Annotated in this window: 23 protein-coding genes; 15 read left to right on the forward strand and 8 right to left on the reverse strand. The window is 65.7% G+C overall.

What is annotated here, in order from left to right; all coding sequences use genetic code 11:
- Positions 1-64 precede the first annotated feature (64 nt).
- The 4 genes from QFZ54_RS05775 to QFZ54_RS05790 are packed head-to-tail and all read right to left on the reverse strand — an operon-like array spanning position 65 to position 3,931.
- Positions 65-367, reverse strand: coding sequence for a cytochrome o ubiquinol oxidase subunit IV (locus tag QFZ54_RS05775; RefSeq protein ID WP_307085297.1), 303 nt, complete (start codon positions 365-367; stop codon positions 65-67).
- Positions 364-990 carry a cytochrome c oxidase subunit 3 gene (locus QFZ54_RS05780; RefSeq protein WP_307085300.1) on the reverse strand — a complete coding sequence of 209 codons (627 nt, stop codon included), beginning with the start codon at positions 988-990 and terminating at the stop codon, positions 364-366. Before QFZ54_RS05780 ends, QFZ54_RS05775 begins: the two co-directional genes overlap by 4 nt.
- Positions 987-3,086 (reverse strand): cbb3-type cytochrome c oxidase subunit I, encoded by a 2,100-nt coding sequence (locus QFZ54_RS05785; RefSeq protein WP_307085302.1) that lies wholly within the window; start codon positions 3,084-3,086, stop codon positions 987-989. The genes QFZ54_RS05780 and QFZ54_RS05785 overlap by 4 nt, the downstream gene beginning before the upstream one ends.
- Entirely contained in the window at positions 3,083-3,931 is an 849-nt protein-coding gene (locus QFZ54_RS05790) for a cytochrome ubiquinol oxidase subunit II (RefSeq protein ID WP_307085304.1), read from the reverse strand. Before QFZ54_RS05790 ends, QFZ54_RS05785 begins: the two co-directional genes overlap by 4 nt.
- A gap of 214 nt (positions 3,932-4,145) precedes the next feature.
- On the opposite strand from QFZ54_RS05790, the gene QFZ54_RS05795 reads away from it, so the two are divergent.
- From QFZ54_RS05795 to QFZ54_RS05815, 5 genes are all read left to right on the forward strand, one after another.
- The gene (locus QFZ54_RS05795) at positions 4,146-5,114 is read left to right on the forward strand and encodes an SDR family oxidoreductase (protein WP_307085306.1); all 969 of its coding nucleotides are present in this window, start codon (positions 4,146-4,148) and stop codon (positions 5,112-5,114) included.
- Between the two features lie 198 nt (positions 5,115-5,312).
- Positions 5,313-5,537 (forward strand): hypothetical protein, encoded by a 225-nt coding sequence (locus QFZ54_RS05800; protein WP_307085308.1) that lies wholly within the window; start codon positions 5,313-5,315, stop codon positions 5,535-5,537.
- 168 nt (positions 5,538-5,705) lie between these two features.
- Positions 5,706-6,239 carry a sterol desaturase family protein gene (locus tag QFZ54_RS05805; protein ID WP_307085311.1) on the forward strand — a complete coding sequence of 178 codons (534 nt, stop codon included), beginning with the start codon at positions 5,706-5,708 and terminating at the stop codon, positions 6,237-6,239.
- Positions 6,236-7,012 (forward strand): fatty acid desaturase, encoded by a 777-nt coding sequence (locus tag QFZ54_RS05810; RefSeq protein WP_307085313.1) that lies wholly within the window; start codon positions 6,236-6,238, stop codon positions 7,010-7,012. The genes QFZ54_RS05805 and QFZ54_RS05810 overlap by 4 nt, the downstream gene beginning before the upstream one ends.
- A 114-nt stretch (positions 7,013-7,126) precedes the next feature.
- Positions 7,127-8,401 carry a glycosyltransferase gene (locus QFZ54_RS05815; RefSeq protein ID WP_307085315.1) on the forward strand — a complete coding sequence of 425 codons (1,275 nt, stop codon included), beginning with the start codon at positions 7,127-7,129 and terminating at the stop codon, positions 8,399-8,401.
- Here QFZ54_RS05815 and QFZ54_RS05820 read toward each other — a convergent pair.
- Both QFZ54_RS05820 and QFZ54_RS05825 read right to left on the reverse strand, forming a co-directional pair.
- Positions 8,373-9,212 (reverse strand): phosphatase PAP2 family protein, encoded by an 840-nt coding sequence (locus QFZ54_RS05820; RefSeq protein ID WP_307085317.1) that lies wholly within the window; start codon positions 9,210-9,212, stop codon positions 8,373-8,375. The genes QFZ54_RS05815 and QFZ54_RS05820 overlap by 29 nt on opposite strands.
- A 193-nt stretch (positions 9,213-9,405) precedes the next feature.
- The gene (locus QFZ54_RS05825) at positions 9,406-10,413 is read right to left on the reverse strand and encodes a zinc-dependent alcohol dehydrogenase family protein (protein ID WP_307089286.1); all 1,008 of its coding nucleotides are present in this window, start codon (positions 10,411-10,413) and stop codon (positions 9,406-9,408) included.
- A 175-nt stretch (positions 10,414-10,588) separates the two neighbouring features.
- On the opposite strand from QFZ54_RS05825, the gene QFZ54_RS05830 reads away from it, so the two are divergent.
- Together QFZ54_RS05830 and QFZ54_RS05835 are read left to right on the forward strand one after the other, a co-directional pair.
- Complete coding sequence (locus tag QFZ54_RS05830) at positions 10,589-10,846, forward strand: hypothetical protein (protein WP_307085319.1); 258 nt, start codon at positions 10,589-10,591, stop codon at positions 10,844-10,846.
- Between the two features lie 110 nt (positions 10,847-10,956).
- The gene (locus QFZ54_RS05835) at positions 10,957-11,325 is read left to right on the forward strand and encodes a DUF4440 domain-containing protein (protein WP_307085321.1); all 369 of its coding nucleotides are present in this window, start codon (positions 10,957-10,959) and stop codon (positions 11,323-11,325) included.
- 63 nt (positions 11,326-11,388) lie between these two features.
- On the opposite strand, the gene QFZ54_RS05840 is transcribed toward QFZ54_RS05835, so the two are convergent.
- Together QFZ54_RS05840 and QFZ54_RS05845 are read right to left on the reverse strand one after the other, a co-directional pair.
- Positions 11,389-11,649, reverse strand: a complete 261-nt coding sequence (locus QFZ54_RS05840) for a DUF3253 domain-containing protein (RefSeq protein WP_307085323.1) — start codon at positions 11,647-11,649, stop codon at positions 11,389-11,391.
- Positions 11,650-11,660: 11 nt separating this feature from the next.
- The gene (locus QFZ54_RS05845; RefSeq protein ID WP_307085325.1) at positions 11,661-12,701 is read right to left on the reverse strand and encodes an NAD-dependent epimerase/dehydratase family protein; all 1,041 of its coding nucleotides are present in this window, start codon (positions 12,699-12,701) and stop codon (positions 11,661-11,663) included.
- Between the two features lie 90 nt (positions 12,702-12,791).
- Between QFZ54_RS05845 and QFZ54_RS05850 the strand changes: the two genes are divergently transcribed.
- From QFZ54_RS05850 to nirD, 8 genes are all read left to right on the forward strand, one after another.
- Positions 12,792-13,676 (forward strand): LysR family transcriptional regulator, encoded by an 885-nt coding sequence (locus tag QFZ54_RS05850; protein ID WP_307085327.1) that lies wholly within the window; start codon positions 12,792-12,794, stop codon positions 13,674-13,676.
- A gap of 82 nt (positions 13,677-13,758) precedes the next feature.
- Positions 13,759-15,246, forward strand: coding sequence for a glycerol kinase GlpK (glpK, locus tag QFZ54_RS05855; RefSeq protein WP_307085330.1), 1,488 nt, complete (start codon positions 13,759-13,761; stop codon positions 15,244-15,246).
- Entirely contained in the window at positions 15,243-16,736 is a 1,494-nt protein-coding gene (gene glpD, locus QFZ54_RS05860) for a glycerol-3-phosphate dehydrogenase (RefSeq protein WP_307085332.1), read from the forward strand. The genes glpK and glpD overlap by 4 nt, the downstream gene beginning before the upstream one ends.
- Before the next feature lie 54 nt (positions 16,737-16,790).
- On the forward strand, positions 16,791-17,369 hold the full coding sequence (locus QFZ54_RS05865) for an ANTAR domain-containing response regulator (protein WP_307085334.1): 579 nt from the start codon (positions 16,791-16,793) through the stop codon (positions 17,367-17,369).
- Entirely contained in the window at positions 17,369-18,583 is a 1,215-nt protein-coding gene (locus tag QFZ54_RS05870) for a CmpA/NrtA family ABC transporter substrate-binding protein (RefSeq protein ID WP_307085336.1), read from the forward strand. The genes QFZ54_RS05865 and QFZ54_RS05870 overlap by 1 nt, the downstream gene beginning before the upstream one ends.
- Positions 18,584-18,965: 382 nt before the next feature.
- Positions 18,966-20,348: an MFS transporter gene (locus QFZ54_RS05875; protein WP_307085339.1), complete on the forward strand. Its 1,383-nt coding sequence runs from the start codon at positions 18,966-18,968 to the stop codon at positions 20,346-20,348.
- Between the two features lie 37 nt (positions 20,349-20,385).
- Complete coding sequence (gene nirB / locus QFZ54_RS05880; RefSeq protein WP_307085340.1) at positions 20,386-22,872, forward strand: nitrite reductase large subunit NirB; 2,487 nt, start codon at positions 20,386-20,388, stop codon at positions 22,870-22,872.
- Positions 22,869-23,207, forward strand: a complete 339-nt coding sequence (nirD, locus tag QFZ54_RS05885) for a nitrite reductase small subunit NirD (RefSeq protein ID WP_307085342.1) — start codon at positions 22,869-22,871, stop codon at positions 23,205-23,207. Before nirB ends, nirD begins: the two co-directional genes overlap by 4 nt.
- The last annotated feature ends 156 nt before the right edge of the window (positions 23,208-23,363 follow it).

Genomic DNA, 23,363 nt, shown 5'->3' on the forward strand with positions numbered 1-23,363 from the left:
GTCGATCCACGGGGTTTGCCCGGCGGCGGTGGTTCACCGCCGTCGTCGGGCAAGGCTGCTGGTGTCACATCATCCGGTCGCGCAGGTTGAACAGGATCACCAGCGTTCCCGACACCATCAGCGCGATGATGAGCGTGGAGAACAGGATCAGTTGCAGGTCGTGCCGTGACGAGCGCTTGAGGCTGATGTGGAGGAAGCAGCGGAATTGCACCGCCATCTGCACGAGGCCCAGCGCCAGCACGGTGCCGAAGATCGCGCGCGCGCCGAAGGACGGCCAGCGGACCATCGCAAACGCCGCCGCGGTCAGCACGAGCGACAGGGCATAGCCGACCGCATAGGTGCGCAGTTCACGGGTCCGGTCGCTCATCCGATGTTCCCTTGCAGGTATACGACCGAAAAGATCGCGATCCAGACGATGTCGAGCAGATGCCAGAACAGCCCCAGCCGCAACAGGTTGATCCGCACGCGCGCATCGAGGCCATAGGCGCAGATCTGGCCGACCATCACCACCAGCCAGAAGCACGCGACCGCGACGTGAAGGCCGTGCAGCCCGACCAGCGCGAAGAACGACGACAGGAAGCCACTGCGCATCGGATAGGCCCCGTGCGCGAACATCGTCGCGAAGTCGTTCGCCTCGAGCGCGAGGAAGACGAGGCCGAGGCCGAGCGTCGCGCCAAGCCAGCCGAACAACACCCGGCGCGGTTCATCATACTTCATGGCGATCGTCGCGCGGCCGAACGTCGCGCTGCTTGTCAGCAGCAACAGCGTCTCGACGAACGCGGGCAGCAGCTTGAACTCGGACGCAGGCGTCGGGCCACCGACGGTGCTGGCGATCATCGTGCCGTATGTGGCGAACAGCAGCGCGAAGATCACCGCGTCGCTCATCAGGAATATCCAGAAACCGAAGATCGCGTTCTCCGCCTGGTCCTTCGTCAGTTCACCGGTGTCGCCAAGGTTGAGGCCGGCATGCGCCAGTTCGGGTTCGCTCACGCCACGATCTCCGCAAGGCCGCGATTGACGGCGGCGGTCTCCAACTGGCGGGGGATCGCGGGCGTCGCCCGGACGCGTGCGAGCCATTTTTCATGCTCACGCGCGACCTCGGCGGCCGGAATGGTCCGGTGCTGGTCTCGACCGAAGCTCCGCAACACGACCGCCGCGACGACGATCTGGAGCGCGACGATGGCCAGCCCCCATATCTCCCAGATCAGGCCGAACGCGGCGACCGCGGCGGCGAGACCGATCACGACGCTGGTCGCGCTGCCCCGCGGCACGACGATGTCCTCGTAGGATGACGGCGAGGCGTAGGGATCGGGTTGGCCCTCGTCATGCTTGTGGTCGTAGAACGGGTTACGACCGTCGATCAGTGGCAGGACCGCGAAGTTATACTCGGGCGGCGGTGCGCTCACCGACCATTCGAGCCCACGGCCATCCCATGGGTCGCCTGCCTCCACGCGGGTCGAGGCGCGGTCGCGGATGCTGACCCACAACTGGATGCCTAGCGACGTCAGTGCCGCCAGCAGGACGAACGCACCGACGCAGGCGACGTACAGCCACGGCCGGAACGAGGGTTCGAAGATCGCCTGCGTCCGCCGCGCCATCCCGCTCGCGCCCAGCACGTACAGCGGGAAGAAGGCGAGGTAGAACCCGACCACCCAGCACCCGAACGCGATCCGCCCCCAGCGCTCGTCGAGGCGGAACCCAAACGCCTTGGGAAACCAGTAATGATAGCCCGCCAGCATCCCGTAGAGCAGCCCCGGGATCAGCATGTTGTGGAAATGCGCGACCAGGAACAGCGTGTTGTGAACGAGGTAATCGAGCGGCGGCATCGCCAGGATGATACCGGTGAAACCGCCCAGCACGAACGTCATCATGAACGCCAGCGCATACAGCATCGGCACGGTGAACCGCACCTCACCGCGAAACATCGTCCAGATCCAATCGTAGATCTTGACCCCCGTCGGCACCCCGATCGTCATCGTCGCAATCCCAAACGCCGCGTTGACGTTGGCCGACTGCCCCATCGTGAAGAAATGATGGACCCACACGGTGAAGCTCAGCACCGCGATCGCCATCGTCGCGATCACCAGCGACGTGTAGCCGTACAGATCCTTGGTCGAGAAGGTCGACACGACTTCCGAATACACGCCGAACGCAGGCAGGATCAGGATGTAGACCTCGGGATGACCGAACAGCCAGAACATGTTGGCATAGTTCATCATGTTGCCGCCCAGGTCGTTGGTGAAGAAATGGAACCCCAGATAGCGATCGAGCGCGAGCAGCAGCGTGGCGACGGTCAGCGGTGGCATCGCGAAAATCATGAGGATCGACGTGCACAGGCTGGTCCACGAAAACATCTGCATCCGCATGAACCGCATCCCCGGCGCGCGCAGCTTGTAGACGGTGCAGGCGATGTTGATCCCCGCCATCGTCGAGCCGATCGACCCCAATGTCACCGCCCAGATCCAGTAGTCGACGCCGACGCCCGGACTGAACGCGCGCTCGGTATAGGGCGGATAGCCGCTCCATCCCCCGGTCGAGAACTCGCCGACGACCAGGCTCGCCATCATCAGCCCCGCAGCACCAATCGTCAGCCACAGCGCGATCGAATTGGCCCAGGGAAACGCCATGTCGCGCGCGCCGAGCTGGAACGGCAGGACGTAGTTGATCATCCCCGTCAGGAACGGCATCGCCATGAAGAAGATCATGATCGAGCCATGCGTCGAGAACAGCTGCCCGAAATGGTCGGGCGATAGGAAGCCGGGGTGCTCGATCGCGACTGCCTGCTGCATCCGCATCAGCACCGCCTCGACCAGCGCCCGCGACAGCATCACGAACGCGACGACGATATACATGATGCCGATCTTCTTGTGATCGAGGCTGGTCAGCCACTCGGTCCACAGATACCGCCACTTGCCGTACCGCGTCAGCAGCGCCGCGACGACGACCGCGCCGACCACCACCAGCGCGCCCGCAAACGCACCGATGAGCTCGCTGATCGTCGGGTTCTCCCACGCGCGCACGAACGGCAGGTCCTGCCAGCCGAACCGGCCGAGCACGGCGGGCCAGAGGGGAGCGGAAACGGTCATCGAGCGGCTTTCGTCGGAGAATGGCTCATGCCTCCGGTCGTCTCCAGCACACGCTCGAACAGGTTCGGCGTGACGTGTGCGAACTCGACGGGGAGCGCGATGATAGACCGCGCCGACAGTCGCCGCCATGTCTGCGCGTCAAGCGTGCGCTTGCCGCGACGCGCCGCGGCGGCCCAGCAATCATAGTCAGCCGACGGCACGGCAACGACAACGAACTTCTGATGCTGGAACCCGGCGCCGTTATACTGCGTGTTCTCGCCACGGAACCGGCCTGGTCGATGCGCCTGGATGTTTAGCTCGGTCGTCATGCCGCCCATTGCATAGATCTGGCCCGCGAGCTGCGGGATCAGCATCGACTGCATCACGGTGCCGCTGGTCAGCCGGATATGCACCGGGCGCCCGGCGGGAATGACGAGCCGGTCGACCGCAGCAACGTCGAGGTCGGGATAGACGAACACCCATTTCCAATCGAGCGCGATCGCCTGCACCTCGATCGGCGCAGCACCCGGCAATCGCCGATACGGATCGTCGATCTGCGTCCAGTGCCACAGCAATATGGCGAGCCCGATCACGATGCCGGCCGGCGGAATCCAGATCAGCGCCTCGACCCACCACGAAAAATTCCACTTCGGGCGGTACGCGTCGCCGCGGTTGGACAGCCGGTAATGCCATGCGAACAGCGGTGTCAGGAGCAACACCGGCCCCGCGACGAACAGCAGCACGATCGACACCGTGACGAACAGGTCGCGCTCATGCCCCGCAACCGGCCCCTGCGGATTGAGGAAACCGTGCGACAGCGCGGTGCAGCCAGCGAGCCCGAGCATCAGGAACGAAGCCGAGGTCACGCGCCGCAACCGTCGAAAGCATCCTACAAACACCAACGTCCCTTACCGCGCCGAGGAAAACCCGCCTTCACTCGGTATAGCACCGACTCGTTTCCTCGCAGATTTCCCAAGCATTCTCTACCCGGCATGCGAACCGCGAGACAGCGCGAAGGCCAGCGACGGAACGCGCTTTTGTCCCATTCGTCCAGACGGGACGGGACGAAAGGAGAGCATCATGGCCAAACACGACGGATTGCGCGTCATCATCACCGGCGCATCGAGCGGCATCGGTGCCGCGACCGCCATCGCATTCGCGAAAAAGGGGGCGCGACTGGTGCTCGCAGCACGCGGCGAGGCCGGGCTTCGGGACATTGCCGAACGGTGTCGCACGGTCGGTGCTTCCGCCGAAGTCCGCGTCATCGACGTGACCGACGCCGCCGCAGTCGCGGCCTTCGCCTCCGAGGCCAATACGGCACTGGGTGGGATCGATCTGTGGTTCAGTTGCGTCGGCGTCGGCGTCGTCGGCAAGTATCACGATGTGCCGATGCCGGATCATGCGCGCGTGATCGAGGCGAACCTGGTCTCGCATATGAACGAGGCGCACGCAGTCCTGCCGCTCTTCCTGGCGCAGGACCACGGGACTTGGGTCAACATGATCTCGGTCGGCGGCTTCGTGGCGACGCCGTATGCCGCAGCCTATGCGGCGAGCAAGTTCGGCCTGCGCGGCTTCAGCGAAGCACTGCGCGGCGAGGTATCGAAGCATCCGCGGATCCACGTCTGCGACGTCTACCCGACCTTCGTCGACACGCCGGGCATCGATCATGCCGGCAACTATACCGGCGCACGCCTCTCGTTGCCACCGGGTGCGCTGGCGCCCGAGACCGTGGCAAAGGCCGTGGTCCGCCTTGCCCGCCACCCGCGTAATACCGTGGTCATCGGCGCACCGGCCATCGCGCTCAAGCTTGGCCAGTTCGCGGCACCCAATCTGATGGCAGCGATGATGAACGGTTTCATGGACGTGTGGTCCGCGAAGGCCGAGCCTGGAGAGGACACGCGCGGAGCGGTCTTCGACCCGCCTGCCCAACCGAGCGGCCCCGACGGCGGCCGCCGCGATCCACAGCGGGGGCGCAAGACCGCGATGGTCGGCACGGCAGCACTCGGTGTCGCCGGACTTGGCGCTTGGCTATGGCAGCGGCGACGGTGACCTGAGTCAGAAGTTAACCTCGGCATCCGAGCGTGGGCAACCACGAGGACGACGAACCGTTCATGGAACCGCGCGACGGGCGCGAGAACGCTAGCAGGAAGTTCGTATGACCGACACGTTCAAGCCCACGGCCAAGATGGCGGCGAATGCTGAGAAGGGCCTCAAGCTGCGCAAGGATTCGGCCGTGGGGGCACGGACGTGGGCGTCAAACGTGCCGAACAGCTTGCTGCGCGGAAGTCGCTGTCCGCCGAAGACGTGAAGTCGATGCACAGTTACTTCGCGCGCCACGAGGTCGACAAGAAGGGCAAGTCCCACGAATGGGGATCGGACAGCGATCCATCCGCCGGATACATCGCCTGGCTCCTCTGGGGCGGCGACGAAGGCAAGGACTGGGCTGACGGAAAAGCTGATACTCTGGATTGAACTCTACCCTCCCCCGCACGATCTCCGATCCTGACGGTTCGAGACGGCGTCGATCGAGCGAAGGCCCGAAACGTCGCTATGGCTCGCGTCGCGGCGTCAGAGGGCGTATAGAGGCATCATGTTGAGATCATTGTATCTGTCGACCTCGCGCCATCGGAGCGCCCGCTGATGGCATGGTTCGAAAAGCTCGCCATCGTCGTGTTCATGGTCCTGTTCATGGAATGCTTCGCCTGGGCGGCGCATAAATACATCATGCACGGCTGGGGCTGGGGCTGGCACAAGTCGCACCACGAGGAGCACGGCGGCGTGTTCGAGAAAAACGACCTGTATGCGGTCGTCTTCGCGGTCGTGCCGATCGTCCTGTTCGTCGTCGGTTTGTGGTGGGAGCCGTTGTGGTGGGCTGCGCTCGGTATCACCGTCTATGGTGGCATCTACGCGTTCGTCCACGACATGCTCGTCCATCAGCGCGGCGGGTTTCGCTGGGTCCCCAAACAGGGGTATTTCAAGCAGTTGTTGCAAGCGCATCGTCTGCACCACGCCGTCGAGGGCAAGGACGGCACCGTCAGCCACGGCTTCCTGTTCGCGCGCAAGCCCGCGGTGCTGAAGGCGCAGTTGCGGGCGAACGCCAATCCGCAGCGGCGTGGTCCGCCGCGGGGCAAGCCAACCGTCGTTTCCGACATATCGGCGCCGGCAGACCGTTGAGCACCACCTCGCTCCCTCGAGCCGTTGCCGATCGACGGCAAGCGCACATCGGCCTGTCGCTAGCCGCGGCGATCGTCGTCGCTTGGCTGGCGATCCACGTCACCGGCATTTTCTTCTGGCGGTGGAGCGTCGGCACGGTTCCGATCGCGGTCGCGATGGTCCTCGTCCAGACCTGGCTCAGCACGGGGTTGTTCATCGTCGCGCACGACTCGATGCACGGCGCATTGGCTCCCGGTTATCCGCAACTGAACCGCGCGGCGGGGGCAACGTGCCTCGCGCTCTACGCCTGCCTGTCCTATGCGACGCTGCTGCCCCAGCATCACCTCCATCATCGTCATGCCGGGTCCGAAGGCGATCCCGATTTTCATGGCGGCGATCCCCGCCTGATCGGATGGTTCGGCCAGTTCTTTCGGACGTATTATTCGCACGGACAGATCGTTCGCATCACGCTGGTCGCGCTGGTCTACACGCTGCTGCTGGGCGCACCGCTCGGCAATATCGTCGTCTTCTGGGCTGTGCCTGCATTGGGTGCGGTGGGGCAGTTGTTCGTGTTCGGTACGTGGCTGCCACACCGTGAGAGCGACGAGCCTTTCCCCGACACGCATCGTGCGCGGAGCGCACGGATCCCGCAGATTGTGTCGCTGCTCACATGCTTCCATTTCGGCGGCTACCATCACGAGCATCATCTTTCACCGGGGACCCCCTGGTGGGGGCTCCCTGCCCGCCGCCGTGCGCTTACCGACAGTCGGCAGGCGGACATCCGCGGTTCGTAATATGCTCAATAGCTGACGCGTTTGCGGTAACAGTTGCTGGCGATGACGGCTATCGTCTTGCGTGACGCGTCTCCGACCGGCACGCGTCATGCTCCGGACAGTGCGATACCCCCTATGATACGCCAGAACGGCCATATCGCCGTCATCACCTCTCCCGTGCCCGGACATCTCAATCCGCTGCAAGTCCTGGGCGCGGAACTCGACGCGTTGGGCTGGCGCGTGACGATCGTCCATGTCCGCGGGACCGAGCGGTTCATCACGAACGACAGCATCGCTTTCGTCCCCCTGCCGGAACATCCGGGGCGGGAACGCCTGGATTTATATAGAGAAAAGCTTGCCCGGCCGACGGGGCCGATAGGGCTTCGGCGGATGATCCGCGCGACTGCGGGCATCACGGGCGCACTGCTCGCCGACGCACCCGACGTTCTTCGACGGATCGGCGCGGATGCGTTGATCGCGGATGCGGTGGAGCCTGCCGGTCCGCTGATCGCCCAACACCTCGGCCTTCCCTATGTCGTTGCAGCAACGGGGCTACCGCTAATCCGCGAGGAGGGTGTTCCCCCGCCCTTCCTCGGCTGGCGTTATCGCCCCGGCGCGCTAGCTCGATTCCGCAATCGCGGCGGCTACGCGGTGTCGGACCGGCTGATGCGGCCGATCACGACCGTTCTGGATGCCGCGCGCCTGGACTGGGGGATCGGCCCGGACGAACGCCCCCCGCTAGTGCAGGTCGCGCAATGTCCGAGAGAACTGGATTATCCGCGCGACCATCTGCCTGCCAATTTTCTGTACGGATCGCCGTGGCGTGAAGCTCGAGCCGAAGCTACGACGTTGCCGAACGACGGACGACCTCTGGTTTTCTGCTCGCTTGGTACGTTGCAGGGGTCGAGGCGAGCCCTGTTCGCGGTGATGGCGCAAGCCTGCGCGGCCGTAGGCGCCAGGGCGGTGATCGGGCATGCCGGCGGCCTGACGACTGCCGAAGAGGCAATGCTGCCGGGCGATCCGCTCGTACGTGCCTTCTGGCCGCAGGAAGCCGTCTTGCGCCATTGTGCGGCGGCCGTGCTGCACGGCGGGTTCAACACCGTGCTCGACGCGCTGGCAGCAGGGGTCCCGATCGTGGCCTTGCCGATCGCCTTCGAACAGCCCGCGACCGCCGCGAGGCTCGCGAGGGTTGGTGCAGGGCGGGTAGTCTCGGCGCGATCGTTGACCGTACGCACCTTGGCAAATGCGCTGCACGAGGTGATGACCCAACCGACCTATCGTTTGGCCGCTCGCCGTATCGCGACTGCTATCGAGGCGGACGGTGGCGCCGCCCAGGCCGCAGCGGCGATCCACTCGGTTCTGGAACCGAGTACCCGACGGCTTACGGTGTCGTCGACCGCTTACGAGTAAGCGTGGGCGCAACGGCGATTCCCCCCACCGCCAAGCCGATCCCGGCCAGTACGTCCACGCCGTAGTGCCCGCCGAATACCGGCGTCGCGAGGATCGTCACCACTGCCCAGACCGGAGCGATGATACGCAGCCGTGCAACGTCGCGTTGTGCCCAGGCGAGGATGATCGGCAGCGTGGCGTGGTAGCTCGGGAAGGTCACGATCCCCATAAGCTGGGTGAGATCCAGCTTGCGAACCGATCCGTCGCGCAGTCCGGTGATGAGGTCGTGCTCCAACCACGCGACGGAGGGCCAGAGCGCGTGATAGCCCGCCGGATCGAAGACGTTGCCCATCGCTGGGACCGCTCCCGAAATCAGGATCGTCACGATACCGCTCGAGACGGCCGCGGCCACCATCAAGCGAAGCCTGTCGCTCCGTCCGGTGGCGCTGAGCGCGACGATGCACACCACCATCTGCAGCGTAAGACTATGATACGCGATCCCGCCGATCCATATCGCGATCGGAACGGTGTCGAGCGTCCGATATAGCGTAGCCCAATCGAAGCCGAGATAGCGGTCCGCCGCGGCCAGCTCTCGATCCAAAAGCGGTCCGGCCTGCGCTGCCAGCACATAGGCGAGGACGACGCCGTTGACGGTGAACAAGGTCATCTGGAGGAATGCCGTCGCCCCCGCCGTCAAGCGTGGCTGCTGCCGCGCCCGGCCGAAGACGATCGCGCCGAACAGGATCGCCAACGCCGCGCACACCGGCAGCGCACGCCAAGCATCGACCACGAAGCCGTTTGCATACCCCAGCACGATACAGCCGACGGTCATGACGGCTACCAGGACCCACGACGCGGTATCGGCATGGCGTCCGCGATGCTCGATTTCCGATCGGGTTTGGAATGGTTGGTGCCGGGGCCGTCGATCGGTCGTCGACGCAGTCCGGTCTTTTAACATCGTCGTAATCGCCGCGACCTCTACCTGCTCGAATCCAGGCGACCGCGACCGACGATTACGACGCCAGTCACCATTCGATGCCGATCTTGCCGAAATGCCCGGCGCCCATCTCGTATCGGAACGCGTCGACGAGTTCCTCCAACGGGAAGCGGCGATCGATGACCGGTCGGATCGCGCCGCCGTCGAGCGCGTGGACGAAGTCCTGCTGCTCGCGTCGGCTGCCGACGATTAGGCCCTGGAGCCGCGCCTGCTTCGCCATCAGGGCTGCTGTCGGCACGTCGCCGCTGGCACCGGTCAGCACGCCAATCAGCGAGATATGCCCGCCGACGCGCACCGCCTCGATCGACTGCGCGAGCGTGCCAGGCCCGCCGACTTCGACCACGTGATCGACGCCGCGGCCGCCGGTCCAGTCACGGACGGCCCTGCCCCACGCGTCCTGCTCGCGGTAGTTGACCGTGAAATCGGCACCAAGCGAGCGCGCGCGATCGAGCTTTTCGTCCGACGACGAGGTGATCGCGACGGTCGCACCCATCAGCTTGGCGATCTGGAGCGCCCAGATCGACACGCCGCCCGTGCCGAGCAGAAGCACGCTGTCGCCCGGCTTGAGGTTTCCGTCGACGACCAACGCACGCCATGCCGTCAGGCCCGCGGTCGTGATGGTCGCCGCCTCGACCGCATCGAAACCCTTGGGCGCGTGCGTGAAGGCAGTTGCCGGCAGGACGACATAGTCCTGGGCGAAACCGTCGATGCCGTCCCCGGGCGTACGGTCGAAGTCGCCGACGGTCGGCGCTCCGTCTAGCCAATCGGGGAAGAAGCACGATACGACCATGTCGCCGGGTACGAATTCGGTGACGCCCTCGCCGACCGCCTCGACCGTGCCTGCGCCATCGGCGAGCGGTACGCGCCCGTCGGCGGTTGGCATACGCCCCGTTGCCACGCCCAGATCGTGAAAGTTGAGCGAACTGCCATGCAACGCGACTCGGATCGCACCGGGACCGGGCGCGCCAGGATCGGGACGATCCTCCATTCTCAAGCTGTCCAACCCGATGGGGGACCGCAATGTCATCGCCTTCATGCCGAACTCCAGATACTGTGGCATGCCGAACGCACCAGCGGCGGTTCGGGCTCCGAACCTGTTTTCGCGGGGCCGGAAAGGGCCTCGCCAGTGCGCCGCCCAGAGGTAACGCGTGCAGGTTGCCCCGCCGTTCGATTCCGTAGAGGGAAGTCGATCGTTCCACGGGAGGTATTGGATGTCCGACGAGTACGCGCATGGTCGACGGGACGGCCTCCGGCTGGCACTTGCGATCCTTGCGGCGGAAGAGGCCAAATGGGCGGCACTGCTCGGCGAAAGCCCGTCGTGGCGGACCAACGCCACCCGGGAAGTCCGTCACAAGACGCTTCAGGTCGCGCAACAACGCGTGCGGACCACGCTGAACCGCCTAACGCCGAAGGACGGAGATGCTGGAAGCGCGGAATTGTCCGCGGCGCTCGACAAGATCGGACTCTGACAAGCGATCCGACGCGATCAACCGTCGTACCGCCTTGCGAACGCAGCTTTATTCCAACAGCCGCGGAACGTTCATCCCGGCCCCGCGCTCCACATCCGGATAGGAGATGCATGATGGACGACAACCGGATTTGGGAATTCGAGGAAAGCCTCTGGACCGGCGACGCCGAGCATTACCGGGCGCTGATCGACGACGAATGCGTCATGGTGCTGCCCGAAACCCCGTTCGTGATGACGGGCGCGCAGGCTATCGAAGCGGTCGCCGATACACCGCGCTGGTCGAAGGTAGCGTTCAGCGAACAGCAGGTCATGCGGCCGCAGGAAGGGCTGATCACAATCGCGTACAAAGCCGAAGCGAGCCGCGACGGATCCAGTGGCTATGTCGCCTATTGCACCACGACGATGCGGCGCTTGAGCCATGAGGAATGGCGCGTGGTGCAGCACCAGCAGACTCTCTCGCCGGTGGCCGGCGGGGCGTAATACCAGGGCGGGGTGCGTTGCCCCGTTCCACCTACGGAGCGGCGGTTGAACGCTCTACCCGCGCTAGGCCCGACCGATCCGATAAGGTCCGGATCGCGTTGGGAGCGCCTGCCCCTTCCAGCTCAATCGTACGTGGCCGTCGATCACCAACCGATCGACGGTCGCATGGACTACTGGCATCAAATCGCGCCACGACACTGCCCCCGCCTCGGGACCGGCTGTGCTGGCAAGCGCTCGTGCGACTTCGCTGGGGCAAACCGTTGCGGTTGGTGCACGGCTCGCAAGGAGTGCCAGCGTGGCCTCTTGCGCATTCGTGGCGGTCATCGAACCTCCTTCTACTGTGTCACAACGCTCGCCGCATCGATCGGAAGCGGTACCGGCACGACGTATGACGGCATGGCTTCCCGAGGACGAACTACCGGGGCCGCATCCAGGCACCCCATCGCCGTGAGCGTTTCACGAACGGCAACGTCCAGCGGCGTGTGCGGTTCTGTCCCCAGTTTGGCCGTCAGACGGTCGTTCGACAACCTGACGGGCTGGTCCCACAAGTATTTCATCTCCATCACTTCGCGCAGGGTCGGCACGAAGGGCGAAGCCAGCCGCATCATCCACCACGGCGTTCGCCGGACCGCGACTGCCGGGTCGCCGAGCACCCGACAAAGTGCGTCGATCATTCGCGTGCCGTCGGCATCCCAGACGCCCTGCATGTGATAGGTCGCGAAGGCGTCGAGGCCATCGGCTTCGATCAGGCGCACCATCGTCTCGGCGACGTCGGGGAGATACGCCCATTGATGCCCGACCCCGCGCCGGCCCGGATAGGTGATAGCGGTTGGTCGTTTGCCCGCCGGCACGATCTGGCTGAACCACGTACTCGCCGCAGCCGCACCGAAAAAGTCCCCGGCGCGCACGATCAGCACGGTCCCCGCGCCGCTCTCCGCAAACGCGCGCAGTCGACATTCCATCTCGACCCGAATGGCGCCCTTGCGCGTCTGCGGGTGTTGGGGACCGTCTTCCGCTATGTCGGGGAACGCGTCGGGACCGTAGTTATAGACCGTTCCCGGCAACAATATCCGGGCACCGTTGGCACGCGCCGCAGCGATGCTGTTGTCGATCATCGGCAGCACCAGCTTGCCCCAGTTGCGATAGCCGGGCGGGTTCACGGCATGAACGATCAAGGAAACGCCCTCGGCAGCGGTGGCGACGTCGCTGGCGACCATCGCGTCCCCCTTGCGCCAATCGAAGCCGTGCTTCGCAACCACGCTGTCCGGATCCCGGTGCAGTGCCCGCACCTGCCAGCCGCGCTGCTCCATCAGTCGTGCGACCGCGCCACCGATCCCGCCGGTTGCACCCAATACTAAAGCGGTCTTGCGTTCCATGTCTCGTCTCCATTGCATCTGAGCGAGAAATGCGGCTTTCGACACTAAAACGAAATTGCCGAATGTCGTGGATCATCTATACGAAAATGCATGAACGGATCGCCGAGCTGGGACCTCTACCGTACGTTCGAAGCGGTGTTGCGCACGGGGTCCCTGTCGGGTGCCGCCCGCGCGCTCGGGCTGACTCAGCCCAGCGTCTCGCGGCATATCGACGCGCTCGAGCAGGCCATCGGTCGCGAGCTGTTCGTGCGATCGCAGCGCGGCCTGACGCCGACCGAGGCGGCCGTCGAGTTGAAACCCTATGCCGATGCGATCGCCTCCACCTCCGCCGCATTGCTGCGTACCGCCGCGGGCAGCGCCGGTGCGATCGCCGGGACGGTTCGGATCAGCGCTAGCGAGGTGGTCAGTGCGGAACACCTGCCGGCGATGCTGGCACGACTACGGCAGCGCCACCCCGCGCTCGCGTTTGAGATCTCGGCGTCGAACACGGTCGACGACCTGCTCCAGCGGCAGGCGGACATCGCGGTGCGCATGACCCAGCCCGTCCAGCAGTCGCTGATCGCCAGGAAAATGCCGTCGATCCCGATCGGCTTGCACGCCCACGCCGACTATCTGGCGCGGCGCGGCACTCCGGCGACACTGCGCGATATCGCCGACCATGACATCATCGGCTTCGATACCGAGACGCCAGCGATCCGCGCGTTCGTCGAGAGTTTTCCCGACATCAGGCGGAGCGCCTTCGCGTTACGGATCGACAGCGACGTCGCGCAGCTCGCCGCGATCCGCGCCGGGTTCGGGATCGGTATCTGCCAGGTCCCGATCGCCAAGCGGCACCCGCAACTCGTCCGCGTGCTGCCGGATGCCTTCGCGATCGACCTTCCCGTGTGGATCGTGATGCACGAGGATTTGCGCAGCAGCCCGCGCTGTCGCACCGTATTCGACGCGTTAGTCAGCGGGTTCGCGTCGCTATCCTAGATCGGCAAGCTACAGTCCGGTGAGGGCGGACCGTCGCGTGGGCAAGCGAGTTCATCCCCGTACCGACCAAGGAGTGCAAGTCGTGACCGACACCATCATCCTGGCGATCGACCAGGGCACGACCTCGACCCGCAGCATGACGTTCGGCACCGACGGCGTTCCCCGCAAGACCGTACGACGCGAATTCCCACAGCATTATCCGCAGTCCGGCTGGGTCGAGCATGATGCCGAGGACATCTGGCGCGACACGGTCGAGACCCTGAAGGAAGCCGCAGAAGCCGACGGCGGCAAGGTCGCCGCGATCGGCATCACCAACCAGCGCGAGACGGTGGTCGTGTGGGACCGCGAGACTGGCAAACCCGTCCACAACGCGATCGTCTGGCAGGATCGCCGTACCGCCGCGCTATGCGCGCAACTGAAGGCGGACGGCAACGAACCGCTGGTTCGCGAGCGGACCGGCCTGATCCTCGACCCCTATTTCTCGGGGACGAAGCTCAAATGGATACTCGACACCATCGATGGCGTCCGTGCTCGCGCCGACCGGGGCGAATTGGCGTTCGGGACGATCGACAGCTTCCTGCTCTGGCGGCTGACCGGCGGCAAGGTCCACGCGACCGACGCATCGAATGCCTCGCGGACGCTACTGTTCGACATCCACAAGGGCGCGTGGGATCCGGACATGCTGCGAATGCTCGACATCCCCGAAAGCCTGCTACCCGAGGTCAAGAACAACAGCGCGATCTTCGGCGAAACGACATCCGACCTGCTCGGAAAGTCGGTCCCGATCGGGGGGATGGCGGGCGACCAGCAGGCGGCCGTGGTCGGCCAGGCCTGTTTCCAGCCCGGCGATGCCAAGTCGACCTATGGCACCGGCTGCTTCGTGCTGCTCAACACTGGCAAGCAGGCGGTGACGAGCAAGAACGGCATGCTGACGACGATCGCCTACCAGCTCGACGGCGAGATCACCTATGCGCTGGAGGGATCGATCTTCGTCGCGGGCGCCGCGGTGAAGTGGCTGCGCGACGGCCTCGGCCTGATCAACCACGCGGCGGATACCAACGACATGGCGACCAAGCTCGACGGCAATGGCGGCGTCTACCTGGTGCCGGCGTTCGTCGGCCTCGGCGCGCCGCATTGGGATCCCGAAGCGCGTGCAAGCATTACCGGGCTCACATTCGCCGCGACCGGATCGCACATCGCCCGCGCCGCGCTGGAGTCGGTAGCTTATCAGACGACCGACCTGATGAACGCGATGGTTGCCGACGGCGCGCGCGATGCCCGCCAGATTCGGGTCGACGGCGGGATGGCCGCGAACGACTGGTTCTGCCAGTTTCTCGCGGACATGCTCGATACCGACGTGGTTCGCCCCGCCAATATCGAGACGACAGCGGCCGGTGCCGCGTTCCTCGCGGGCATGGCGGTCGGCATCTGGAACGGTCCCGACGACATCTCCGGAGCCTGGAGGGAGGATCGGACGTTTCATCCGGTGATGAAGACGGACGAGCGAACGGCCCTGATGGCGGGGTGGCAGGAGGCCGTCGATCGAACGCGTTCGAGGACCAGGGCATGACGACCAGTACCAAGTCCAGAGATGTCGACCTTCTCGTCATCGGTGGCGGGGTGAATGGCACCGGCATCGCCCGTGACGCCGCCGGCCGAGGATTGAAGGTGATGCTGGTCGAGCAGGACGATCTGGCCGCGCATACGTCGTCCGCGAGTTCGAAGCTGATCCATGGTGGCCTGCGCTATCTCGAGATGTACGAGTTCCGGCTGGTGCGCGAAGCGCTGGAAGAACGCGAGAAGCTCCTCGACATCGCGCCGCACCTGATCCGCGGCATGCGTTTCGTCATGCCGCTGGCGGACGGCATGCGACCGGCCTGGCTGATCCGGATCGGGCTGTTCCTGTACGATCATATCGGCGGCGGCAGCCGGCTGCCCAAATCGGTCGGCGTACGGCTCGACCGCACAGCATGGGGCAAGGGGCTGAAGCCGGTCAAACGCGGTTTCGTCTATTCTGACGGCTGGGTCGACGATGCAAGACTGGTGGTCCTCAACGCGCTCGACGCGGCGGAACGCGGTGCCGACATCCGCACGCATGTTAAGTTCGAAGGTGCGACGCGCGAAACCGACCGTTGGGTTGCCAAGCTGGGCGACGGCAGCATTGTGCACGCGCGCGCCATCGCGAACACGTCCGGTCCCTGGGTCGGCAAGGTCCTGGACGACATGCCGGCGGCGCATCACGAGCCCCCGCCACGGCTGGTCAAGGGCAGTCATATCGTCGTGCCCCGCCTGTTCGACGGCGACCATGCCTTCATCCTCCAGAACGACGACAAGCGCGTGATCTTCGCGATTCCGTATCAGGGCGACCTCACCTTGGTCGGTACGACGGACAAGCCGTTCGACGGCGATCCGTCCGCACCGACGATCGATCCCGACGAAACCGAGTATCTCTGCGCCAGCGTGAACCGGTATTTCACCCGCCAGACCTCGGCCCACGACGTAGTCACCAGTTACTCGGGGGTCCGCCCGCTGTTCGACGACGGCAACGCGAACGCATCCAAGGTCACGCGTGATTATGTCCTGAAGCTTGGTACCGCCGATGCGCCCCAGATATTGTCCGCGTTCGGGGGCAAGATCACGACCTATCGCCGCCTGTCGGAACATGCGCTGGAGGAACTCGCGCCGTTCCTTCCACCGATGACTGAGGCGTGGACCGACGACGCGCCGCTTCCCGGTGGCGACCTGCCCCCGGGCGGGATCGCGGCGTTCGTGGAGACGGTCGGCAAACGCTGGCCGTTCCTGGATGACGCGACCGCGCTACGGATGGCGCATGCGTATGGCACGCGGATCGACGCCGTGCTGGGCGACGCGACCAGCATCGTCGACCTCGGCCACGGCCTTTGCACGCGCGAGGTCGACTATCTCGTCGAAAGTGAATGGGCGCGCTCGGTGGAGGACATCCTGTGGCGGCGGACGAAGCTCGGCATCCACGGAGGTGCGACACTGCGCGATGCAGTTTCCGAATATCTGACCGCGAATGGGTTGGCGACGCCTGCGTAAGCGGATCCCGCAACTAGGCTCGCCATTCGGTGCGGCGCAGCATAGGATTGCGGCATGCGGATCGCGATCATCGACACGAGCACGACGCGTGCTGCGATCATCTCGGATGGCCTGCGCGAGGCGGGGCTTGACGATATCGTGGTGATCGACGGCACTTTGGGGATGGTCGCTGCGCTTGAGAAGGCAGCGCCCGAAGTGGTGCTGATCAACCTCGAAAATCCGAGCCGCGACGTGCTCGAGGAGTTCTTTGCGGTGTCGCGCGCGCTGGCGCGGCCGATCGCGATGTTCGTCGACCAGAGCGATGCGGAGTCTACGAACGCGGCGGTCGATGCGGGGGTGTCGGCGTATATCGTCGACGGGCTCGCCAAGCAGCGGATCAAGCCGGTCATCGACCTCGCGATCCGCCGGTTTCAGGCGTTCGCAAGGTTGCAGGCGGAGTTGCACGAGGCCCGCAGCGCGCTGGCCGATCGGACGACGGTCGACCGCGCCAAGGCGATCCTGATGAAACGTCGCGGCATCGACGAGCCGACCGCCTACGGCCTGCTCCGCGCGCAGGCGATGCGATCCAACCGACGGATCGCCGAGATCGCCGACGCAATCATCACCAGCGACGTCCTGATGGGAGATTTGTGATGGCGCTCGACCGGGTCCGTATCGGCTTCCTGCCGCTGGTCGATGCGGCGCTGCCGATCATGGCGCGCGAACGCGGGTTCGCCGAGGCCGAGGGGCTGGAGATCGAGCTGGTCCGCGACATGACCTGGGCGACGGTGCGCGACCGGCTGCTGTACGGCCATACCGATGCCGCGCACATGGTCGCGCCGCTCGCGATCGCGACGGCGCTGGGGCGGGGACGGCCGGCGGTGGCGATGGCGGTGCCGTTCGTGCTGGGGCTCAACGGCAACGCTATCACGCTGTCGTTGCCGTTGGCCGCCGAAGTGCTGGACGGGGATGCTTTGGGCGATCCGGTCGTGCTGGGCGAGCGGTTGAAGGCCGTTGCGGTCACGCGCGCCGCGGTGGGGCGGCGGCTACGGTTCGGTGTGGTGCATCGCTATTCGAGCCATAATTACATGCTGCGCTACTGGCTCGCCGCCGTTGGCATCCGGCCCGATATCGATGTCGAGATCGTGACGACCAGCCCGACCTTCGCCGCCGATGCGCTCGCGGCGGGCGAGGTCGACGGCATCTGCGTCGGGGAGCCGTGGAACGGCGTCGCGGTCGATCGCGGGGTCGGGCGGATCGCGCTGGTGACGGCGCAGGTCTGGCAGCGGGGCGTGGAGAAGGTGCTGGCGATGCGGGAGGCTACGCTGGCCGAGCGAAGCGACGTCGTTCATCGGCTCATCCGCGCGCTCCACGCTGCGGCTGCGCAGTTCGTCGATCCGGATACGCTTGAGGCGAATGCGGCGATCCTGTCTCGCGCGGACTATCTCGATGCGCCGGTCGATGCGGTGTCGCGCGCGATCGGCGACCGGGTGCGGCTGGTGAAGGATGCGGTGCCGATCCACGTTCCGGACTTCATGTTCCAGTACCGCGAGGCGGCGAACTTCCCGTGGCGCAGCCAAGCGGCGTGGCTGTATTCGCAGATGGTGCGGTGGGACGGCACACCGTTCTCGGCCCAGGAGGCGGATGTCGCGCAAGGGGTGTTCCGGCCAGACATTTACCGCGCGGCACTCGCCGGGTCAGACGCGCCGCTTCCCAATGCTAGCTCGAAACTGGAGGGAGCGATCGGCGCGGACAGCATCGGTGCGGGATCTACGCAGGGTCGGTTGATCCTGGGGCGCGATGCATTCTTCGACCGGCGCGCGTTCGATCCGGAGGATATCGAAGGGTATCTCGCAGGGTTGCCCTGAACCTTGGCTTCCCCCCTCCCTGAAAGGGAGGGGTTGGGGGTGGGTCGGTCGGTTTAATCCACTCCAGTACGAACATGCGGAAGCCGACCCACCCCCTGCCCCTCCCTTTCAGGAAAGGGAGTTTTAGCGGTCGATCACCTCCAAACCCAAATCTGCTGCACACGCGAAATGCCGCTTGCGCGATAAGGCCACTTCGGTCATCTTCACATCGTCCGGCAAGGGAGTCGGGCACGAAATCATCGCGAGACCGGTTCCAACGAGGGGGCCTGACCGCGTAGGGCGATCCACCGATCGTCTATAGGCAACGAAGCCGCTCCGATGCGTCCGCAAGGTCGCCGTCGGGGCGGCTTTTTCTTTGTCCATCGCAGATGGAGGACCGACCATGTTGTTCGCATCACCGGGTATCGACACTACCGCGCCGAAAGCCACGCGGATCGACCTGTTCAGTGCCGCCACGCCGCAGATGCGCGCGTTCCATGTCACGTGGCTCGCGTTCTTCGTGTGCTTCTTCGCGTGGTTCGCCGCCGCACCGTTGATGCCGCTGATCAAGACCGAGTTCGGGCTCAGCAAAGACCAGATCGCCAACATCAACATCGCCGCGGTCGCGGTGACGATCCTGGTGCGGCTGGTGGTCGGGCCGCTCTGCGACCGGTTCGGGCCGCGTCGTACTTATACGTGGCTGCTGCTGCTCGGTGCGATTCCGGTGTTCGGACTGGCGTTCGCGCAGACTTATGAGACGTTCCTGTTCTTCCGCCTCGCGATCGGCGCGATCGGCGCGTCGTTCGTCATCACGCAATATCATACGAGCGTGATGTTCGCGCCGAACGTCGTCGGCACCGCCAACGCGACCGTCGGCGGCTGGGGCAATGCCGGCGGTGGCGCGGCGCAGAGCCTGATGCCGCTGGTCGTCGCGGCGCTGATCGGCCTCGGCGTCGAGCATGCCTTCGGATGGCGCGCGGCGATGTTCGTGCCGGGCGTCGCGATGGTCGCGATGGCGTTCGTCTATGCGCGCTACACGCAGGACACGCCGCAGGGCGACATCGTCGACCTCCGCGCGGCAGGGATCGAACTCGATGGCGGCAAGGCGACCGGCATGGCGATCTTCCGCCGCGCCGCCGCCAATTACCGCACCTGGATGCTCGCCGCGACCTACGGCGCATGCTTCGGGGTCGAGATCTTTATCCATAACATCGCCGCGAGTTATTACGTCGACCGGTTCGGGCTTTCGCTGACCAATGCGGGGCTGGCGGCGGGGATCTTCGGTGGCCTCGCGCTGTTCGCCCGCGCGCTCGGCGGGATCGCCAGCGACCGGATCGCGCTCGTGAAAGGGCTCGACGGTCGCGCGTTGCTGCTGTTCGCGCTGATGCTCGGCGAAGGCGGCGGACTGGTGCTGTTCGGGCATGCCGGCAGCGTGACGCTGGCGATCCTGGCGATGACGATGTTCGGGCTGTTCACGCACATGGCGTGCGGCGCGACCTATGCGCTGGTGCCGTTCGTCGACCGCAAGGCGCTAGGCGGTGTCGCCGGGTTGATCGGCGCGGGCGGCAACATCGGCGCGGTCGCGGCGGGGTTCCTCAACAAGGCCTCGGCCACCCCGCAGCAATGCCTCGTAATGCTCGGCTACATCGTCGCCGGCACCGCGGTCTGTGCGCTCGCGGTGCGGTTCTCAACCACGCACAAATCGGACGAGCGCGCGCTGCTCGACGCTGCGCTCGACGCGCGCCGCAACAGCGACCGCTCCGTGAACGGCGCGCTCCCCGCGTGACCTCCCTTCCCCGGCTCCAACGCGACTGGACGATCTGATGGAACACCAAACCCCCTCCCCCGACACCCGCGAGCATCTCGTCGTGATCGGCAACGGCATGGCCGGCTGTCGCGCGGTCGAGGAGCTGATCGCGCGCGACCCGACCCGGTACCGCGTGACGATCTTCGGCGCCGAGCCGCATGTGAACTACAACCGCATCATGCTGTCGCCGGTGCTGGCCGGCGAGAAGACGTTCGAGCAGATCGTCATCAACGACCACGCCTGGTACGCGACCAACACGATCGAGCTGGTGACGAGCGATCCGGTGCAGGCGATCGACCGCGCCGCCAAGACCGTCACCGCGCGGTCGGGGCTGACGGTATCGTATGAGAGGTTGCTGATCGCGACCGGCTCCGATCCGTTCATCATCCCCGTCCCCGGCAAGGACCTGCCCGGCGTCATCTCGTTCCGCGACATGGCCGATGTCGATCACATGCTGGAGGCTGCCGGCAAGGGTGGCGCGGCGGTGGTGATCGGCGGCGGGCTGCTCGGGCTGGAGGCGGCGCACGGACTCACGTTGCGCGGCATGAAGGTGACGGTGATCCACCTGATGCCGACGCTGATGGAACGCCAGCTCGACGAGGCGGCGGGCTGGCTGCTTAAATCGGCGCTGGAGGCACGCGGCCAGGTGATCCTCACCGAAGCGAACACCGCCGAGATCGTTGGCGATACCCATGTCGAGGGCGTGCTGCTCAAGGACGGCACGGTGATCCCCGCCAGCCTCGTCGTCATGGCGGTCGGCATTCGCCCTTCCGTAGCGCTCGCGCGCGACGCCGGGCTGGAGATCGGTCGCGGGATCAAGGTCGACGACCACATGGTCACCAGCGACCCGTCGATCCTCGCGGTCGGCGAATGCGTCGAGCATGACGGCAACGTCTACGGCCTCGTCGCGCCGCTGTGGGACATGTGCCGCGCGCTCGCCAATGGTCTTACCGACAGTCACAGCGGCTATCGCGGATCGGTCACCTCGACCAAGTTGAAGGTCGCCGGGCTCGACGTGTTTTCGGCGGGCGATTTCTCGGGCGGCGGGGCGTGCGAGGACATCGTACTGCGCGATGCGTCGCGCGGCATCTACAAGCGTGTCGTGGTCAAGGACGACCGGATCGTCGGCGCGGTGCTGTACGGCGACACGACCGACGGCGGCTGGTATTTCGACCTGCTCAAGCGGGCGGAAGACATCGCCCCCATCCGCGACATGCTGATCTTCGGCCAGTCGTTCGCCTCGGGAGGAGGCGCGGCGGACCCTAAGGCAGCCGTTGCGGCGCTCTCCGACGATGCGGAGATCTGCGGCTGCAACGGCGTCACCAAGGGCAAGGTCGTGGCGTGCATCGGCGCCGGCAACACGACGCTCGACGCGGTTCGCGCGACCTGCAAGGCGTCGGCGTCGTGCGGATCGTGCACCGGGCTGGTCGAGACACTGCTCGCGGTAACGCTGGGTGACGAATATTCGGGCGAACGTTTGGTCAAGACCATGTGCAAATGCACCAGCTTCGGCCACGACGACGTCCGCCGCGAGATCGTCGCGCAGGGCATGCGATCGATCCCCGAAGTGATGCAGAAAATGAGCTGGTCGACGCCCGACGGGTGCTCGTCGTGCCGCCCTGCGCTCAATTACTACCTGCTCTGCGCGTTGCCGGGCGACTATAAGGACGACCAGCAGAGCCGGTTCGTCAACGAGCGGCTGCACGCCAACATCCAGAAGGACGGCACCTATTCGGTCGTGCCGCGGATGTGGGGTGGGCTGACCAACCCGCGCGAGCTGCGCGCGATCGCCGATGTCGTCGAGAAATACGACGCACCGATGGTCAAGGTGACGGGTGGCCAGCGGCTCGACATCTTCGGGATCAAGAAGGAGGACCTGCCCGCGGTCTGGGCCGATCTCAACGCCGCGGGGATGGTCAGCGGGCATGCGTACGGCAAGAGCTTGCGCACCGTGAAGACCTGCGTCGGGTCGGACTGGTGCCGGTTCGGGACGCAGGATTCGACCGGGCTCGGCGTCAAGGTCGAGCGGATGACCTGGGGCTCGTGGATGCCGCACAAGTTCAAGATCGCGGTCAGCGGCTGCCCGCGCAACTGCGCCGAGGCGACGATCAAGGACTTTGGCGTGGTCTGCGTCGACAGCGGCTACGAACTGTCGGTCGGCGGCAATGGCGGGATGAAGGTCCGCGCGACCGACTTCCTGTGCAAGGTCGCGACCGAGGAAGAGGCGATGCAGTACTGCGCCGCGTTCATCCAATTGTACCGCGAGGAGGCGCGCTATCTCGAGCGCACCGCGCCGTGGATCGAGCGGATCGGCGTCGAGTATATCCGCGAACGGATCGCCGAGGATCCCGAGGGTCGCGATGCGCTGGCGGCGCGGTTCCTGTTCTCGCAGCAGTTCACGCAGGACGATCCGTGGGCGGCACGCGCGGCGGGTGAGCACCGCGAACAGCATGCGCCGATGGCGCGCTTCACCCCCATCGACGGAACGAGGGAAATGGCATGATCGGCGAATGGCTCGATATCGGCTGGGTCGACGAGATCCCGGTCCGCGGCAGCCGCACCGTGCAGGTCACCGGCGGCGGCGACATCGCAGTTTTCCGTACCGGTGACGGCAAGGTGTTCGCACTCGCCGATCGCTGTCCGCACAAGGGCGGGCGACTGTCGCAGGGGATCGTGCACGGCGGCGCGGTGGCGTGCCCGCTGCACAACTGGCGGATCGCTTTGGATACGGGCGAGGCGCTGGGCGAGGACAAGGGGTGTACGCCGGTGATCCCGGTTAAGGTGTCGGGTGGGCGGGTGTTGCTCTGCCGCACCGCGACGATGAAAGCCGCCGCGTGATCCTCCCCGGCACGGGGAGGGGGACCGCCGCAGGCGGTGGAGGGGGGCCTCCCCGAAGGGATACGCCTGCGGGAGGAGGGCCTCCACGAGGAGGGACGCCTGCGGGAGCCCCCCTCCACCATCCTTCGGATGGTTCCCCTCCCCGTGCCGGGGAGG

It is taken from the genome of Sphingomonas faeni (assembly GCF_030817315.1).
Lineage (GTDB): Bacteria > Pseudomonadota > Alphaproteobacteria > Sphingomonadales > Sphingomonadaceae > Sphingomonas > Sphingomonas faeni_C.